We start from the raw sequence: 17357 nt of genomic DNA, 5'->3' as shown, positions 1-17357 counted from the left end.
AAACACCGTATCTAGTCAAGATATTGCCTTCGGGCACTATATCTAGTAGCTTTGCAACATTCGAAAATTAATAACCCAGAAAATCCGAATTTTGTAGAGGAGCCTTGGATGAGCAAAATCGCCGAACAGCTTTCGCTGGCAGACATTCCCGCAGCACCGCAATTCGCCCCGCTGCCGGAGCAGGAAATTTCCGCCGAAGTGCTCATCGAGAAGTACGCCAAGGGCAAGGAAACCAACGTTCATGACGTGCGCCGTCGCGTTGCCTATGCGCTGTCGCAGGTTGAACAGGAAGCTGATCGCGCCCATTGGGAATCGAAATTCCTGTGGGCCCAGGAAAACGGTTTCATTCCCGCCGGCCGCATCAACTCCGCCGCCGGTACCGACCTCCAGGCGACGCTGATCAACTGCTTCGTGCAGCCGGTTGGCGACTCCATCGTCGAAAACACCGATGGCCGTCCTGGCATCTATACCGCGCTGGCCCAGGCCGCTGAAACGATGCGTCGCGGTGGCGGCGTCGGCTACGATTTCTCGTCCATCCGTCCGCAAGGCGCCCGCGTCAAGGGTACCCAGTCGCGCGCTTCCGGCCCGGTGTCGTACATGCGTGTTTTCGACCGCTCGTGCGAGACCGTCGAATCGGCCGGCGCCCGTCGTGGCGCCCAGATGGGTGTGCTGCGCTGCGACCACCCGGATATCGAAGTTTTCATCCACGCCAAGGACAAGGGCGACCTGACCAATTTCAACATTTCGATTGGCGTCACCGACCCGTTCATGCAAGCTGTTGATGCCGACGGCGACGTTGAACTGCTGCACCGCGCCGAGCCGAATGCCGAGATGCGTGCGGCCGGTGCCTATCAGCGTGAAGATGGCATGTGGGTTTACCGCAAGCTGCGCGCCCGCGAACTGTGGGACCAGGTCATGAAATCGACCTACGACCACGCCGAGCCGGGCATCCTGTTCCTCGACCGCATGAACAAGGACAACAACCTCAATTACTGTGAAGTGATCGAGGCGACCAACCCCTGCGCCGAACAGCCGCTGCCGCCGTATGGCTGCTGCTGCCTGGGTTCGATCAACCTGACGCTGTACATCAAGGATGCCTTCTCCGAGCAGGCCGAGTTCGATTTCGACACCTTCGCCGAAGTCATCCGCATCTCGACGCGCATGCTCGACAACGTCCTCGACGCGACCCACTGGCCGCTTGAGCGCCAGCAGCAGGAAGCCGCCAACAAGCGTCGCGTCGGCCTCGGCTACACCGGCCTGGGCGATGCGCTGGCCATGCTCCGCCTGCGCTACGACAAGCCGGAAGCCCGCGCCATGGCCGCCCGTATCAGCGAATTCATGCGCGACACGGCCTATCTGTACTCGGTCGAAATGGCCAAGGAACGCGGCGCCTTCCCGCTGTTCAACGCCGAACTCTACCTGTCCGGCGGCAACTTCGCTTCGCGCCTGCCGGGCGACGTCAAGGCCGAGATCCGCAAGCACGGCCTGCGCAACTCGCACCTGCTGTCAATCGCGCCGACCGGCACCATTTCGTTGGCCTTCGCCGACAACGCTTCGAACGGCATCGAACCACCGTTCTCCTGGACCTACAGCCGCAAGAAGCGCATGCAGGACGGGACGATCAAGGAATATTCGGTCGAGGATTACGCCTGGCGCCTGTACAAGCATCATGGCGGCGATGTTTCCAAGCTGCCGGAGTACTTCGTCACGGCGCTGGAAATCTCCGCTCAGGCTCACAGCGACATGGTTGCCGCCGTCGCCCCGTTCATCGACACCTCGATTTCGAAGACGGTCAACGTCCCGGCTGACTACCCGTATGAAGACTTCCAGGATCTCTACATGAGCGCCTGGAAATCCGGCCTCAAGGGTCTGGCTACCTACCGTCCGAACAGCGTGCTCGGCTCTGTGCTTTCCGTCACCTCGACCGAACCGGCCAAGACCGAAGCTGACGCAGCCAAGGCACCGCAGGATTTCGTTTCCGATGCCAACCGCCGCCTGTCGATCAAGAACCTGCCGGCCCCGGTGCTCGCCAGCCTGCGCTGGCCGGGCCGTCCGAACCTGCCGGAAGGCAACCTGTGCTGGACCTACATGCTCGACTCGCCGATCGGCAAGTTCGCGTTGTTCGTCGGCCACGTCGAACCGGAAGGCAAAGCCTGGCCGTTCGAAGTCTGGGCCAACGGCCCGGCCGAACCGCGCGGTCTGGGCGCCGTCGCCAAGACGCTGTCGATGGACATGCGCGCCAAGGACCACGCCTGGCTGCAAATGAAGCTCGAAGCCCTGGCCAAGACGCCGGGCGACTCCTTCGAAATGCCGATGCCGCCGCACGGCGAGCGCAAGCGCGTGCCGTCCGTGGTTTCAGCCATGGCCCAAGTCATCGCCTGGCGTTGCGAACAGCTCGGCGCTTTCAAGCACGAAGGCCCGACGCCAGTTAAGGACGCCCTGTTCAGCGCCAAGGAGCCGAAGACCGGCACCGATGGCACGCTGTCCTGGACGGTCGACATCAACAATCCGTCGACCAGCGAAGATTTCGTCCTCGGCCTCAAGGAAATCACCCTGCCGGACGGCGTTACCCGCCCCTACTCGATGTGGCTGTCGGGCAACTACCCGCGTGCCCTCGACGGCCTGTCCAAGCTGCTCTCGCTCGACATGCGCGTCCTCGATCCGGCCTGGATTGGCATGAAGCTGCGCAAGCTGATCGACTACTCCGAGCCGCTAGGCGACTTCATGGCCTTCGTTCCGGGCTCGCGCAAACAGCAGACCTTCCCGTCCACCGTCGCCTACATCGCCCAGCTCATCATCCACCGCTACGCCATGCTCGGCATTCTCGACGAGAGCGGCTTCCCGCTGCAGCAGATGGGCATCCTCGAAGCGCCGGAAGACTCGACCAGCAACAAGGTCCTGCCGACGCAAGGCAAGCTGTGCGGCGAATGCGGCAACCACACGATGATCCGCAAGGATGGCTGTGATTTCTGTACGGCCTGCGGCGCGGTAGGCACCTGCGGCTGATCGCTGACTGCCTCAACCAAAAACGCCCCGGTCATACCGGGGCGTTTTGCTTTGGGGGAGGAATTTCAGGCCCAAACCTGGATTTCAATTTTGGCCGTATTTTCCGGTTGACCGTAGCATTCGCTGCGAACCAGCTCAAAACTCGGGTTTAGGGCTTGTCGAGCCAGAACAATGACGTGATGGTCTTGGCGTCGGTAATGCGGCCATCCCAGACCGCCTGCCTGGCTTCAGCCGGCGACAGTTCGACGACATCGAGGAATTCGTTGTGGTCGAGCTGCTTTTCACCAGCAAGGTGCAGGCCGCGGGCGGCGAAGATCTCGATCCGTTCGTCGGAATAACCGATGCACGGGTGCATCACGCCGAGATACTCCCAGTCGCTGGCGACGTAGCCGGTTTCTTCCTTGAGTTCGCGCTGGGCGGTGTCGATGATGGCTTCGCCGTGATCGATCTTGCCGGCCGGTAGCTCCAGGAAAACGCGGCGCAACGGATAGCGGAACTGACGCTCAAAGAGCAGGTTGCCGTTGGGCAGGAAGGCGAGGATGACGACGGCGCCGGGATGAACGATGTATTCCCGAATCGATTCCTGACCATTGGGAAGCAGTACGCGATCCTTGCGGACGTTGAGCAAAGCCCCCTTGAAGACGCTCTCGGAGGAGACTTCGGATTCGATGAGGTGTGCGTCGTGCGACATTTCAAACTCCACAAAAACAAACGCCCCGACTGGCGGGGCGTTTTATTGAATAACTTCACTGCGGCATCAGAGCGAACGGAGCAGCGCGTAGGCGCACAGCGACATGATGACCTGCGGGAAGATGCCGAGGAAGGCAACAGCCAAACCGTTGGCAGAAATCAGGATGCGCATGTCCATCGGTGCGGCGAACGGGGTATCGTCAGCCGGGGCATCGAAGTACATGACCTTGACGACGCGCAGGTAGTAGAAGGCACCGATCAGCGAGAAGAGGACGGCAACGATGGCCAGCCACATGTAGCCGGCGGCAACGACAGCCTGCAGCACCGAGAACTTGGCGAAGAAGCCGATGAAGAACGGCACGCCAGCCATCGAGAACATGAGCATGAGCATGATGCCGGCGAACCACGGGCTGCGCTTGTTGAGGCCCTTGAAGTCATCGATTTCCTCGGCTTCGAAGCCAGCCCGCGACATGAGCAGGATCATGCCGAATGTACCGGCGCTCATCAGCACGTAGGCGATGACGTAGAACATCGACGAGCTATAGGCGTTCAGGGCGTAGCGGGCGTCACCGCCAACCACGCCGGTAACGATGCCGAGCAGCATGAAGCCCATGTGCGAAATGGTGGAGTAGGCCAGCATGCGCTTGAGGTTGGTCTGGGCGATGGCGGCCAGGTTACCGATGGCCATCGACAGCACGGACAGGATGATCAGCATGGCCTGCCAATCGGCGGCCATAGTGATCAGGCCATTGACGAGCAGGCGCATGACGATGGCGAAGGCAGCCAGCTTTGGTGCAGAACCGATGAGCAGGGTGACCGAGGTCGGCGCACCGTGATAGACGTCCGGAATCCACATGTGGAAGGGCACGACGCCAAGCTTGAAAGCCAGGCCGGCAACCAGGAAGACCAGGCCGAAGACCATTACGCTCTTGTTTACACCGCCGCCGTACAGGCGCTCGGCAATGCCGGTGATTTCCAGCGTACCGGTGGCTCCGTAGATCATCGACATGCCGTAGAGCAGCAGGCCGGAGGCCAGGGCGCCGAGGACGAAGTATTTCATCGCCGCTTCGGTCGACTGCACCGAGTCGCGGTTCATGGCGACCATGGCATAGAGCGAGAGAGAGAGCAGTTCGAGACCGATGTAGATGGTCAGGAAGTGATTGGCAGAGATCATGACCATCATGCCGAGCGTTGCGAACAGCGCCAGCACGTAGTATTCGCCCTTGTTCATCGATTCGCGCTCGATGATATAGCCGCGCGAATAGAACATGACGATGACCATGGTCATGTACAGGAAGAGCTTCAGCAGATCGGACATCAGATCGTCGACGAACATGTTGCTGAACGTGTAGGTGATTTCACCGGTACTCGTTGCAAACTGAATGGCGGCACAGCCGATCAGGGTCAGTTGGGTCAGCACGAAGATAACGGTGCGGCGGCTATCCTTGACCAGCAGGTCGATCATCAGGATGGCCAGCGCCATCACCGTCAGAAAAATTTCCGGCGCTGCGGGCAGAAGATTGGGGACAACGAAATTGTCGAACATGTCGGCTACCGTTTATTGAATCTTGCTGATGGCGACATGACGCAACAGGTCATTGACCGAGGCGTGCATGACTTCCGTGAAAGGCTGCGGGTAGAGACCCATCCACAGGGTGGCTATCGCCAGGATGCCAAGGATGGCGAACTCGCGCATGTTGATGTCAGACAGCTCTTCGACATGATGATTGGCCACATCGCCGAAGATCACGCGTTTGTACATCCACAGCGAATAGGCGGCGCCGATGACCATCGAGCTGGCAGCAGCGAAGGCAACCCAGAAATTAAACTTGACGGCACCGAGGATGACCATGAATTCACCGACGAAGCCGGAAGTGGCCGGCAGGCCGGCATTGGCCATGGTAAAGAGCATGAACAGTGCGGCGAATTTCGGCATCTTGTTGACCACGCCGCCGTAATCAGCGATCTGGCGACTATGCACGCGGTCGTACATGACGCCGATACAGAAGAACATGGCGCCGGAGACAAAACCGTGCGAGACCATCTGGACCAGCGCGCCTTCGACCCCCATCGGGCTGAACATGAAGAAGCCCAGCGTGACGAAGCCCATGTGAGCGATCGACGAGTAGGCCACCAGTTTCTTCATGTCCTCCTGAACCAGGGCGACAAAACCGATATAGACGACAGCGATCAGCGACAGGGCGACAACCAGACCGGACAGTTCATGCGAGGCATCTGGCAGGATCGGCAGCGAGAAGCGCAGGAAACCGTAGGCACCTAGCTTCAGGGCGATGGCAGCCAGTACGATGGAACCGCCAGTAGGCGCTTCAACGTGGGCATCCGGCAACCAGGTATGCACCGGCCACATTGGCACCTTGACGGCAAAAGCGATGAGGAACGCCAGGAACAGCCAGACCTGCGCCCCCAGAGCGATCGGCAGCTTGTGCCATTCGAGAATCGAGAAGCTGCCACCGGACTGGATGAACAGATACATCAGTGCGATCAAAAAGAGCAGCGAGCCAAACAGGGTGTAGAGGAAGAACTTGAAGGCGGCATAAACACGCTTCGGGCCGCCCCAGACACCAATGATCAGATAAAGCGGGATCAGCGATGCTTCGAAGAAGACGTAGAACAGAACGCCATCAAGCGAAGTGAAAATGCCGTTCATCAGGCCTGACATGATCAGGAACGCGGCGTTGTACTGGGCAACCTTGGTCTGGATCACTTCCCAGCCGGCGGCAACAACGATGATGGTGATGAAGGCGTTCAGAATCACGAACAGCATAGAGATGCCGTCCACCCCTAGGTGATAGTTGATGTTGAAGCGAGGAATCCAGCCCTTCAGTTCAACGAACTGCATGCCACCGTTGGCAACATCGAAACCGGTCCACAGCGGAATCGTAATCAGGAAAGCGGCAACAGCGCCCACCAGGGAAAGCATTCTTGCCAGCGGTGCGTTCCGGTCGCCGCCAGTGGATAGCACCACTAGGCCGGCGAAAATCGGAATCCAGATTGCGAGAGATAGCAACGGGTAAGTCGACATGTTATTCCTTGCTTTTCTGTGAACTATTCACGCTTAGGCGCGGTTGATCCACAGAGTCATCAGCACAAAGACGCCGATGATCATGGTGAAAGCGTAGTGATAGACGTAACCGGTCTGGAACAGACGGGTAATGGAAGAGATCCAGCCAACAACCTTGGCCGAGCCATTGACGATCAGGCCGTCAATGATGGCAACATCGCCGCCACGCCACAGCACCTTGCCCAGAAGGCGGGCGCCGCCGGCAAATACAACCTCGTTGAATTTATCGAAGTAGTACTTGTTCTCAAGCAAGGTATGGACGGCCGAGAAGCGACGTTGAATGGCCGCCGGGATGTCGGGGCGCTTCATGTAGAAGAACCAGGAAACCACCACACCGGACAGGGCCAGAATGAACGGCAGCGAGGTCAGGGAATGAACGCCCATGGCAACTGCGCCGTGGAAATGCTCGGACAGATGCTCCATGGCCGGATGGGCGTGGTGGTCGATGAAGATCACGCCCTTGAAGTAGTCACCGAAGACCATCGGACCGATCGCGATAAAACCGATGACAACCGAAGGAATGGCGAGCAAGACGAGCGGCAGCGTGACAACCCACGGGGTTTCATGCGGCTTCTGACCGGGAGCCAGGCCATGATGGTGGTCATGCGAGGTTTCTTCGTCGTCGTGGTCACCTTCATGCTCGTGATGGTGGGCTTCGTCAGCCTTGCCGAAACGTTCCTCGCCGTGAAAAACGAGGAAGTACATGCGGAAGGAGTAGAAGGCGGTCACGAACACACCAGCGAGCACTGCGAAATAAGCGAAACCCGCACCTGGAATGTGCGACAGGGCGACAGCTTCGATGATCGAGTCCTTCGAATAGAAGCCGGACATGAAGGGCGTGCCGATGAGTGCCAGCGAACCGATAAGCGAGGTAATCCAGGTAATCGGCATGTACTTGCGCAGACCACCCATGTTGCGGATGTCCTGATCATGGTGCATACCGATGATCACCGAACCGGCGCCAAGGAACAGCAATGCCTTGAAGAAAGCGTGCGTCATCAGGTGGAAGATGGCCACCGAATAAGCCGAAGCACCCAGCGCAACAGTCATGTAGCCAAGCTGCGACAGTGTGGAATAGGCAACCACCCGCTTGATGTCGTTCTGAATGATGCCCAGAAAGCCCATGAACAGCGCAGTGATCGCACCGATAACGATAACGAAGGACAGTGCCGTGGTCGACAGCTCAAACAGTGGCGACATCCGGGCAACCATGAATATACCCGCCGTCACCATGGTTGCGGCGTGGATCAATGCGGAGATCGGGGTCGGACCTTCCATAGAATCAGGCAGCCAGACATGCAACGGAACCTGAGCCGATTTGCCCATCGCACCGATGAACAGGCAGATACAGGTTGCAGTCATCAGAGAGACGGTGGCCCACTCGCGACCGGCAAACAGATTGATCGTCGTATCGACAAGCCCCGGAGCCTTCTCGAAGACCGTCGCGTAATCCAGCGAGCCGGTGAAGGCGAGGACGAGACCAATGCCAAGGATGAAACCGAAGTCACCTACGCGATTGACAAGGAAGGCCTTCATGTTGGCGAAGATGGCGGTCGGGCGGGTGTACCAGAAACCGATCAGCAGATAAGAAACGAGACCCACCGCTTCCCAGCCAAAGAAGAGCTGCATGAAGTTGTTGCTCATCACCAGCATCAGCATGGAGAAGGTAAACAACGAGATGTAGCTGAAGAACCGGTTGTAGCCGGGGTCTTCCTGCATGTAGCCGATGGTGTAGATATGGACCATCAACGACACGAAGGTCACGACCAGCATCATTGTGGTGGTCAGCGTATCGATCAGGAAACCAACTTCGAACTTGTAGTCGCCACTAGTCAGCCAGGTATAGACAGCGCCGTTGTAGGTGTGGCCAGCCAAGACATCCTTGAAGATGATAACCGAGGCGATGAAGGCGATGGCGACACCGGCAATGGTTGCGGTATGGGCAACCCAGCGCGGAATGACGCGACAGAACAGGCCGGCAATCATGGCACCGACCAACGGTGCCATGGGAACGAGCAGATAGAGTTTTTGCATTTCCATGTTTAACCCTTCAGGCTGCCCAGGTCATCCACATGGATGCTCTTGAGGTTGCGGAACAGCACGATCAGTATGGCCAGGCCGATCGCCGATTCGGCAGCGGCAACAGTCAGGATGAAAAAGACGAAAATCTGACCGGAGAGGTCCTGCAGATAGTGTGAAAAAGCCACAAAATTCATGTTGACCGCAAGAAGCATCAACTCGATGGCCATCAGCAGCACAATAAGGTTCTTCCGGTTCAGGAAGATGCCGACCACGCTGATCGCGAAAAGTATCGCGCCCAGAATCAGGAAATGGGAGAGAGAGAGAGTTAGCATTGTTTCCCCGGGGTTCAGTCTTTTTCAACCGGCATCTGCAGGACGCGCACGCGATCCTTCGCTTTGACGAAGACCTGCTGATTCGGGTTGGTGTACTTGGACTTCTTCGGACCGCGGTAAGTCAGCACGATCGCCGCGATCATGCCGACGAGCAGAATGAGAGAAGCCAGCTCGAAGGGATAGACATAATCGGTGAACATCAGCGCACCGATACTCTTTGTATTCGACACACCAGCCGGGACGAGAGCCTCGGCAGCGGGAATCTGGAAGTACTTGCTACCAAGCACCAGCCCCATTTCCAGAACCATGAGCAAACCCAGCAGTGCCCCGAGGGGAAGGTAATTCCAGAACCCCTGGCGAATGCGGTCGATATTGATATCGAGCATCATGACGACGAACAGGAAGAGCACCATGACTGCGCCAACATATACAAGAATAATGGCGATCGCCAGAAACTCGGCCTGCAGCAACGCCCAGATGCCACCGCAGGTGAAGAAGGCAAGGATTAGATGCAGCGCGGCATGTACGGGATTTCGCGCAGTAATTACGCGCAAGCTGGCGAAAACCAGGATCGCAGACAGGAAGTAGAAAACGGCAGTTTGAAAATCCATTGCTAGCACCTGTTATCGGTAAGAAGCGTCAAGTTCGCGATCTTTTGCGATTTGATCTTCGTAGCGGTCGCCGTTGGCCAGCAACATCTGCTTGGTGTAGTACAAATCACCGCGCTTTTCGCCGTGGTATTCAAAAATACGCGTTTCGACCACGGCATCAACCGGGCATGCTTCTTCGCAGAACCCGCAGAAAATGCACTTGGTCAAATCGATGTCGTAGCGGGTTGTGCGACGCGAACCATCATCACGCGGTTCAGCCTCGATCGTAATCGCCAAGGCCGGGCAGATTGCCTCGCATAGTTTGCAGGCAATGCAACGCTCTTCGCCATTCGGGTAGCGACGCAGCGCATGAAGACCACGAAAGCGGAAACTTTGCGGCGTCTTTTCTTCCGGATATTGAACGGTGATCTTGCGGGCAAAGAAATACCTGCCCGTCACCGACATGCCCTTCAACAATTCCTTGAGGAAGAGGCTGTTGAAGATTTCCTTCATCGAACCCATTAGTCTCTCCTCACTTCCAGATATTCAATGGCGACATCATCCAGACGCCGACGACAACCAGCCAGATCAAGCAGATCGGCAAGAAAACCTTCCAGCCCAGACGCATCAACTGGTCATAGCGGTAGCGCGGGAAAGTCGCGCGGAACCACAAGAAAAGGAAGAGGATGACCGACATCTTGGCAAACAGCCAAAGGATGCCGTCAGGCAGGAAACCAACCGGAGACAACCAGCCCCCCAGAAACAGGAGGGATGTCAGCGCCGCGACCAGAATCATGTTGGCATATTCAGCCAGGAAGAATAGCGCGAACGCCATACCGGAATATTCAACATGGAAGCCAGCAACAATTTCAGATTCGCCTTCGGCTACGTCAAATGGTGCCCGGTTCAGTTCCGCGGTGCCGGAAATCAGGTAGACGATGAACATCGGGAACAAGGGCAACCAGTTCCAGGACAGGAAACTGAGCCCCCAACCAGCGAAACGTCCTTGATCCTGAACATTGACGATATCTACCAGATTCAAACTGTTCGATACCATCAGCACACAGATCAGCGAGAAGCCCATCGAGATTTCGTAGGAAACCATTTGCGCCGCAGAACGCATGGCTCCGAGGAAAGCGTACTTCGAGTTGGATGCCCAACCGGAGAGAATAATCCCATACACCCCCATGGAGGTGATCGCCATAATGTAAAGCAGGCTGGCATCGATATTGGCAACGACCAGCGAATCCGTGAATGGAATCACTGCCCACGCAGCCAGCGCAGGAGCAATAGCCAACATCGGGGCAATAATGAAAATACCCTTGTTAGCAGTGGTCGGTACGATAATTTCCTTGAGGAGCAGCTTCAGGCCGTCGGCAATTGGCTGTATCAGACCCCAAGGACCAACCCGGTTGGGGCCGATACGAACCTGCATGTAACCGATAACTTTGCGTTCAAAGTAAGTCAAATACGCAACGCCAAGCATCAGCGGAGCAACGATCAGGACGATTTTTAGAAGGGTCCAGACAGCAGGCCAAGCGCCCCCGAAGATCCCAAGTCCGAAGTTCATCAGTGCATCCATTTATGCACGCTCCACAGAAATCGAGCCGAACATGTCGCCCAGCATCGCTGTGCTTGCATGTGCCGCCGAAACGCGAACACAACCGGCAGGCACATTGTTGTCGCTCTTGGCGATCAGTACAGTCTCACCAGAACCTTGCTTGACACAAACTTGCACACCATCGGCAACGCCAATCTGCGCCAAGGTTTGCTCGTTCATGCGTGCAGTCGGAGCAACAGCATCGGCAGTCTGTTGCAGCGCAGGTGCGCGCCGGGCCATCGGATCGGCAAAGTTGATCGGCACATCGGCAATTCGCTGAAAACCACCAGTACCGGTAGCAGACAGGGCAATGCTGACATCCTTCAGGCCGTTGTCGAGGCCAGTAACGAACTCGGCCCCCTTGCCCAGCACCTGGTCGCGAATTTCTTCACTTGAGCCATAGCTGAAGCCATCGAGATTCAACACGTTGCCGAGAACGCGCAACAGCTTCCAGGCCGGGCGGGCATCACCACGAGCCTTGGCCACACCGTTAAAACTCTGGACGCGGCCTTCAATATTGACGAAGGTTCCCGAGGTTTCGGTGTAAGGAGCAACCGGCAACATAACATCGGCAAACTCCAGAGCCGGAGCATGCTTGAAGGCTGACATGTAGACCACGAGACTTGCCTGCTTCAGCGCCCCCAGAACCAGTTGCGGATTAGCACAATCGAATTCCGGCTCAACTCCCATCAGGACATAAGCCTTGCGCGGCTGCTCGAACATCAGACGAGCATTAGCGCCAGAGGGCAGCGCCCGGGCAACATGGCCACCCACGGTATTTGCGCCCTCGCCAAGGAAACCGACGGTTGCGCCGGTTAGCTTGCCAAGCTCCAGAGCCAGTGCCTGCAATTGGGTCGCATCGGCAGATTGGGTGACAACGTTACCGAGGAATACGGCACGCTTTTCACCATCGACCAGGCTTTGAGCAATTTTCTGGGTCGTCTCACATACCACAGCCGACTCGACACCGGCCGGCATCGTAACGCCTTTGATCTCGGCCGCAGCCTTGACAACAGCGGCGAGCGCGGCAGTCAGTTGGGACGGCGCAACGGTCAAGCGTGCATGCAGATTGATCAGTTGATCATCGCCGGTCACCGACAACAAGCTGACCTTGGTGTATTTCTTGGCGGCCTGACGCATACGCTGAGCGATCAGAGGATGATCCTTACGCAGGAAGGAGCCGATCACCAGGGCAGCATCGAGGTCCTTGATTTCGGCCAGACGCATGCCCAGCCACGGTGCGCCGGCACGCTTGGAATCAGCGGAAAAATCGCATTGACGCGGACGGAAATCAATATTGCCGCTACCCAAACCCTTCATGACCTTGCCGAGCAGGAAGAGTTCTTCGACCGTCGAGCTTTGCGCGGCCAGCGCGGCCAGCGCATCGCCGCCGTGTTCGCGGGCAACGTCCTTCAGGCCATGGGCGACGTAGTCGAGGGCGACATTCCAGTCGACTTCCTTCCACTCGCCACCCTGCTTGACCATCGGCTTAGTCAGGCGTTCGTCGGAGTTCAGGGACTGATAGGAGAAACGCTCCTTGTCGGAGATCCAGCACTCGTTAACTTCTTCGTTTTCACGCGGCAGAACGCGCATCACGTTGTCGTGCTTGACCTGGACGACCAGATTGGCACCGACGGAATCGTGCGGGCTGACCGACTTGCGGCGCTGCAATTCCCAGGAACGTGCCGTGTAGCGGAAAGGCTTGGAGGTCAGCGCGCCTACCGGACAGAGGTCGATCATATTGCCCGACAATTCGGAGTCCACCGTACGACCGACGAAGGTCATGATCTCGGAATGCATGTTGCGGTTGGCCATGCCGAGTTCCATGATGCCGCCGATTTCCTGACCGAAGCGGACGCAACGGGTGCAGTGAATGCAGCGGCTCATTTCTTCCATGGAGATCAGCGGACCGACACTCTTGTGGAAAACGACGTGTTTTTCTTCGGTATAGCGGCTCTTCATCGGGCCGTAGCCGACGGACATGTCCTGCAACTGGCACTCGCCGCCCTGATCGCAGATCGGGCAATCCAGGGGGTGATTAATGAGCAGGAATTCCATCACCCCCTTCTGCGCCTTGACGGCCAGTTCGGAGTGGGTAAAGACCTTCATGCCGTTGGTCACCGGCGTTGCGCAGGCCGGCAACGGCTTCGGTGCCTTCTCTACCTGCACGAGACACATGCGGCAGTTGGCGGCAATCGAAAGTTTCTTGTGGTAGCAGAAATGCGGAATGTAAACGCCCACCTGCTGCGCGGCATCCATCACCGTGCTGCCATCGGGCACTTGCGCCTTTTTGCCGTCGATTTCGATTTCTAGCATGTCGCTACCTTGTAGCCTGACTTTTCGTCGTTAATTTCGTTGCAACCCGCAGCCATCAGGCCGGAATCTTGTGGAAGCCACTGCCCGCCCATTGCACATCCTTGGGCACAAGACAGGTCTTGTTTTCGATGTGATACTCAAATTCTTTGCCGAAGTGCTTGATGAAACTCTGCACCGGGAAAGCTGCCGCATCACCAAGCGCACAGATCGTACGACCGGCAATATTGCCAAGCACACTGTTCAACAGATCCAGATCTTCGGGTTTGCCGAGTCCGTTCTCGATACGATGCACAACCTTGTACATCCACGCAGTACCTTCACGGCAGGGCGTGCATTGTCCGCAGGACTCTTCGTAGTAGAAGAAGGACAGACGCTCCAGCGCCTTGACCATGCAGACCGTTTCGTCCATGACAATGACCGCACCCGAACCGAGCATCGAACCACCCTTGCTGATCGAGTCGTAGTCCATGGTGCAATCCATGATGACTTCGCCCGGCATGACCGGGGCCGATGAACCACCCGGAATGACCGCCTTGAGCTTGCGCCCACCACGCATGCCGCCGCACATTTCAAGCAAGATGGCAAACGGCGTACCCAGCGGAATCTCGTAATTACCAGGACGATTGACGTGGCCGGACACCGAGAACAACTTGGTACCACCGTTGTTCGGCTTGCCCAGATTCAGGAACTCTTCGCCCCCCATCTTCAGAATAAAGGGAATGGCAGCAAAGGTTTCGGTATTGTTGATCGTCGTCGGCTTGCCGTACAAACCGAAGGAAGCCGGGAACGGCGGCTTGAAGCGCGGCTGTCCCTTCTTGCCTTCGATCGATTCGAGCAGTGCAGTTTCTTCGCCACAGATATAGGCGCCGTAGCCGTGGTGCGCGAAAAGTTCGAAGTTGAAACCCGAGCCGAGAATGTTCTGGCCAATGAAACCGGCGGCGCGAGCTTCGTCGAGTGCTTCTTCAAAACGCTTGTACTCTTGCCAGACCTCACCGTGCACGTAGTTGTAACCGCGATTAGCACCCATAGCATAGGCTGCGATCGCCATGCCTTCGATGACGGCATGCGGGTTGTAGCGCATGATGTCACGGTCTTTGAACGTGCCCGGCTCGCCTTCGTCGGTATTGCAGACGACGTATTTGTCCCCAGGAAACGAACGCGGCATAAATGACCATTTCAGGCCGGTCGGGAAGCCAGCGCCGCCACGACCGCGCAGCACGGACTTCTTGACTTCGCTAATGACGTCTTCCTGGGTCATCTTGCTTTCCAGGATGCGCTTTAGCTGCGCATAGCCACCGCGGGCAACGTAATCCTTGAGGTGCCAAGTATTGTCGCCATCCAGGCCTTCCATCAGAACGCCATTGATCGAACCAAGCATGGCCATTATTTGCACTCCTCAAGCAGCTTGTCGATCTGTTCCGGGTGCATGTGGCTGCACATCGAGCGATTGTTGACGATGAAGACCGGCGCATCACCGCAGGCCCCCATGCACTCACCTTCCTTCAATGTGAATTTGCCATCCGGCGTCGTTTCGCCATAGCCGACACCCAGCTTGTGCTGCAGGTATTCCCCGGCGTGATAGCCACCCGACAGCGCACAAGGCAGGTTGGTACAGACCGTGATCTTGTACTTGCCGACCGGCTTCAGGTCATACATGTTGTAGAAAGAGGCCACTTCGTAGGCTGCCATCGGCGGCATACCAAGGTAGTTGGCAACGGCCTCGATGGACTCGGGCGCCAGCCAGCCTTTTTCTTCCTGGGCGTGGGCGAGACAGGCCATCGACGCCGATTGTTTTTGATCGGCGGGGTACTTGGCGACCTCGCGGGCAAACTTCTGGAGGGTTTCAGCGGAAAACATCAGCGGTCGATCTCGCCAAAAACAATATCTTGGGAACCGATAATCGTAACGACGTCGGCGATCATGTGGCCTCTGGACATTTCATCCAGACCAGCCAGGTGCACAAAGCCCGGCGCACGAATCTTCATGCGGTAAGGCTTGTTGGCACCATCGGAAACAAAGTAGATGCCAAACTCGCCCTTCGGGTGCTCGACTGCAGCATAGGCCTCACCGGCCGGAACATGAATGCCTTCGGTGAAGAGCTTGAAGTGGTGAATCAGCTCCTCCATGTTGGTCTTCATATTTTCGCGCGGCGGCGGCGCCACCTTGTTGTTGTCAGTGATCACCGGGCCGGGATTCTTGCGCAGCCAAGCGATACATTGCTTGATGATATTGTTCGACTGGATCATTTCTTCCATGCGAACCAGATAGCGGTCATAGCTATCGCCATTGACGCCTACCGGTACATCGAAATTAATCTTGTCGTAGGCGGCGTACGGCTGCTTCTTGCGCAAATCCCAGGCGATGCCTGAACCGCGCAGCATGGCGCCGGAAAAGCCCATCTGCAAGGCCCGCTCCGGGGTCACGACGCCAACATTGACCAAGCGCTGCTTCCAGATCCGGTTGTCGGTCAGCAGGGTGTGGTATTCGGAATGATAAGTCGGGAAGCGATTGGTGAAATCCTCCAGGAAATCGAGCAGGGAACCGCTACGGTTCTCGTTCTTCTCGGCCACCTTGTTGGCATTGGACCAAGTTGATTCCTGATATTGCGGCATGCGGTCCGGCAGATCGCGATAGACACCACCCGGACGATAGTAGGCGGCATGCATCCGGGCACCGGAAACCGCCTCGTAAACGTCCATCAGGTCTTCGCGCTCACGGAAAGTATAGAGCGCCATAGTCATCGCACCGACGTCCAGCGCGTGACAGCCGATCCACAACAGGTGGTTGAGGATACGGGTCACTTCGTCGAACATGACGCGGATGTACTTGCCGCGCTCCGGCACCTCAATGCCGAGCAGCTTTTCAGTAGCCAAGCAGTAGGCGTGCTCATTACACATCATCGAGACGTAGTCGAGCCGATCCATATAGGGCACAGACTGAACCCAGGTACGGGTTTCAGCAAGCTTCTCGGTTGCGCGATGTAGGAGACCAATGTGCGGGTCGGCACGCTGAACGACTTCGCCGTCCAGCTCAAGCACCAGACGGAGCACACCGTGTGCCGCCGGGTGTTGCGGACCAAAGTTAAGCGTGAAATTGCGGATGTCAGCCATGAGCGGTATCCCCGAAAGTGTCTTCGCGCACGATGCGCGGGGTGTTCTCGCGAGGCTCGATGGTAACCGGTTGATAGATCACACGAGCCTGATCGGGGTCGTAGCGCATTTCGACGTGACCGGAAATCGGAAAATCCTTGCGGAACGGATGTCCAATGAAACCGTAATCGGTCAGAATGCGACGTAGGTCGTCATGACCCACGAAGGCAATCCCGTAGAGATCAAATGCTTCGCGCTCAAACCAGTTAACGCTGCTCCAGACGCCAGTTACGGAATCAACAGAAGGAAAGTCATCGTCCTCGGCAAAGACGCGAACACGCAAACGCCAGTTGTTGGCAATCGAAAGAAGATGGGAAACCGCTGCGTAGCGCCGACCCGACCAACAACCATCACCGTAGGTCGAATAGTCGACACCACACAGATCGATGATTTCTTCAAAACGAAGGTCAACCTCATCCCGCAATGCAGTCATCACACCGAGATAATCGGCTGCACCAACCTCAATGGTGACCTCACCCAAAGCCAGTTTCAGCGATTTCAGTTTATCGCCAAAGTGCTTTTGCAGGGTTTGACTAAGCGTTTCCAGCTTGGCAGACATATCGAATCAGC

14 protein-coding genes are annotated in these 17357 nt (G+C 57.2%); 1 reads left to right on the top strand and 13 read right to left on the bottom strand.

The genetic code is table 11. From position 1 onward, the window contains the following. Nucleotides 1–108: 108 nt before the first annotated feature. Nucleotides 109–3006 (top strand): adenosylcobalamin-dependent ribonucleoside-diphosphate reductase, encoded by a 2898-nt coding sequence (locus KI610_RS05050; protein ID WP_226497578.1) that lies wholly within the window; start codon nucleotides 109–111, stop codon nucleotides 3004–3006. A 148-nt stretch (nucleotides 3007–3154) separates the two neighbouring features. On the opposite strand, the gene KI610_RS05045 is transcribed toward KI610_RS05050, so the two are convergent. The 13 genes from KI610_RS05045 to KI610_RS04985 all read right to left on the bottom strand — a co-directional run bounded on the left by KI610_RS05045 (nucleotide 3155) and on the right by KI610_RS04985 (nucleotide 17346). Then, nucleotides 3155–3697 (bottom strand): NUDIX domain-containing protein, encoded by a 543-nt coding sequence (locus tag KI610_RS05045; protein ID WP_226497577.1) that lies wholly within the window; start codon nucleotides 3695–3697, stop codon nucleotides 3155–3157. 66 nt (nucleotides 3698–3763) lie between these two features. After that, on the bottom strand, nucleotides 3764–5242 hold the full coding sequence (nuoN, locus tag KI610_RS05040; RefSeq protein WP_226497576.1) for an NADH-quinone oxidoreductase subunit NuoN: 1479 nt from the start codon (nucleotides 5240–5242) through the stop codon (nucleotides 3764–3766). Between the two features lie 12 nt (nucleotides 5243–5254). Further along, on the bottom strand, nucleotides 5255–6739 hold the full coding sequence (locus tag KI610_RS05035) for an NADH-quinone oxidoreductase subunit M (protein ID WP_226497575.1): 1485 nt from the start codon (nucleotides 6737–6739) through the stop codon (nucleotides 5255–5257). A 33-nt stretch (nucleotides 6740–6772) separates the two neighbouring features. Continuing rightward, nucleotides 6773–8818: an NADH-quinone oxidoreductase subunit L gene (gene nuoL / locus KI610_RS05030; RefSeq protein ID WP_226497574.1), complete on the bottom strand. Its 2046-nt coding sequence runs from the start codon at nucleotides 8816–8818 to the stop codon at nucleotides 6773–6775. A gap of 2 nt (nucleotides 8819–8820) precedes the next feature. Further along, a complete protein-coding gene (gene nuoK, locus KI610_RS05025; RefSeq protein ID WP_226497573.1) occupies nucleotides 8821–9132 on the bottom strand; it encodes an NADH-quinone oxidoreductase subunit NuoK in 312 nt (103 codons plus the stop codon). Nucleotides 9133–9146: 14 nt separating this feature from the next. Further along, nucleotides 9147–9743, bottom strand: coding sequence for an NADH-quinone oxidoreductase subunit J (locus KI610_RS05020; protein WP_226497572.1), 597 nt, complete (start codon nucleotides 9741–9743; stop codon nucleotides 9147–9149). A 12-nt stretch (nucleotides 9744–9755) separates the two neighbouring features. After that, a complete protein-coding gene (gene nuoI, locus KI610_RS05015) occupies nucleotides 9756–10244 on the bottom strand; it encodes an NADH-quinone oxidoreductase subunit NuoI (protein ID WP_117609316.1) in 489 nt (162 codons plus the stop codon). Between the two features lie 10 nt (nucleotides 10245–10254). After that, entirely contained in the window at nucleotides 10255–11304 is a 1050-nt protein-coding gene (nuoH, locus tag KI610_RS05010) for an NADH-quinone oxidoreductase subunit NuoH (protein WP_226497571.1), read from the bottom strand. Then, a complete protein-coding gene (gene nuoG, locus KI610_RS05005; protein WP_226497570.1) occupies nucleotides 11305–13638 on the bottom strand; it encodes an NADH-quinone oxidoreductase subunit NuoG in 2334 nt (777 codons plus the stop codon). It abuts the gene before it with no gap. A 55-nt stretch (nucleotides 13639–13693) separates the two neighbouring features. Beyond that, nucleotides 13694–15022, bottom strand: coding sequence for an NADH-quinone oxidoreductase subunit NuoF (gene nuoF, locus KI610_RS05000; protein WP_226497569.1), 1329 nt, complete (start codon nucleotides 15020–15022; stop codon nucleotides 13694–13696). Next, a complete protein-coding gene (gene nuoE, locus KI610_RS04995) occupies nucleotides 15022–15495 on the bottom strand; it encodes an NADH-quinone oxidoreductase subunit NuoE (protein WP_226497568.1) in 474 nt (157 codons plus the stop codon). The genes nuoF and nuoE overlap by 1 nt, the downstream gene beginning before the upstream one ends. Beyond that, a complete protein-coding gene (locus tag KI610_RS04990; RefSeq protein WP_226497567.1) occupies nucleotides 15495–16748 on the bottom strand; it encodes an NADH-quinone oxidoreductase subunit D in 1254 nt (417 codons plus the stop codon). The genes nuoE and KI610_RS04990 overlap by 1 nt, the downstream gene beginning before the upstream one ends. Continuing rightward, nucleotides 16741–17346, bottom strand: coding sequence for an NADH-quinone oxidoreductase subunit C (locus KI610_RS04985; protein ID WP_226497566.1), 606 nt, complete (start codon nucleotides 17344–17346; stop codon nucleotides 16741–16743). Before KI610_RS04985 ends, KI610_RS04990 begins: the two co-directional genes overlap by 8 nt. Nucleotides 17347–17357: the final 11 nt, after the last annotated feature.

Source organism: Ferribacterium limneticum (genome assembly GCF_020510565.1).
GTDB lineage: Bacteria > Pseudomonadota > Gammaproteobacteria > Burkholderiales > Rhodocyclaceae > Azonexus > Azonexus limneticus_B.
Note: the sequence above shows the minus strand (reverse complement) of the source record. Positions and strands in the feature narration are given on the sequence as shown.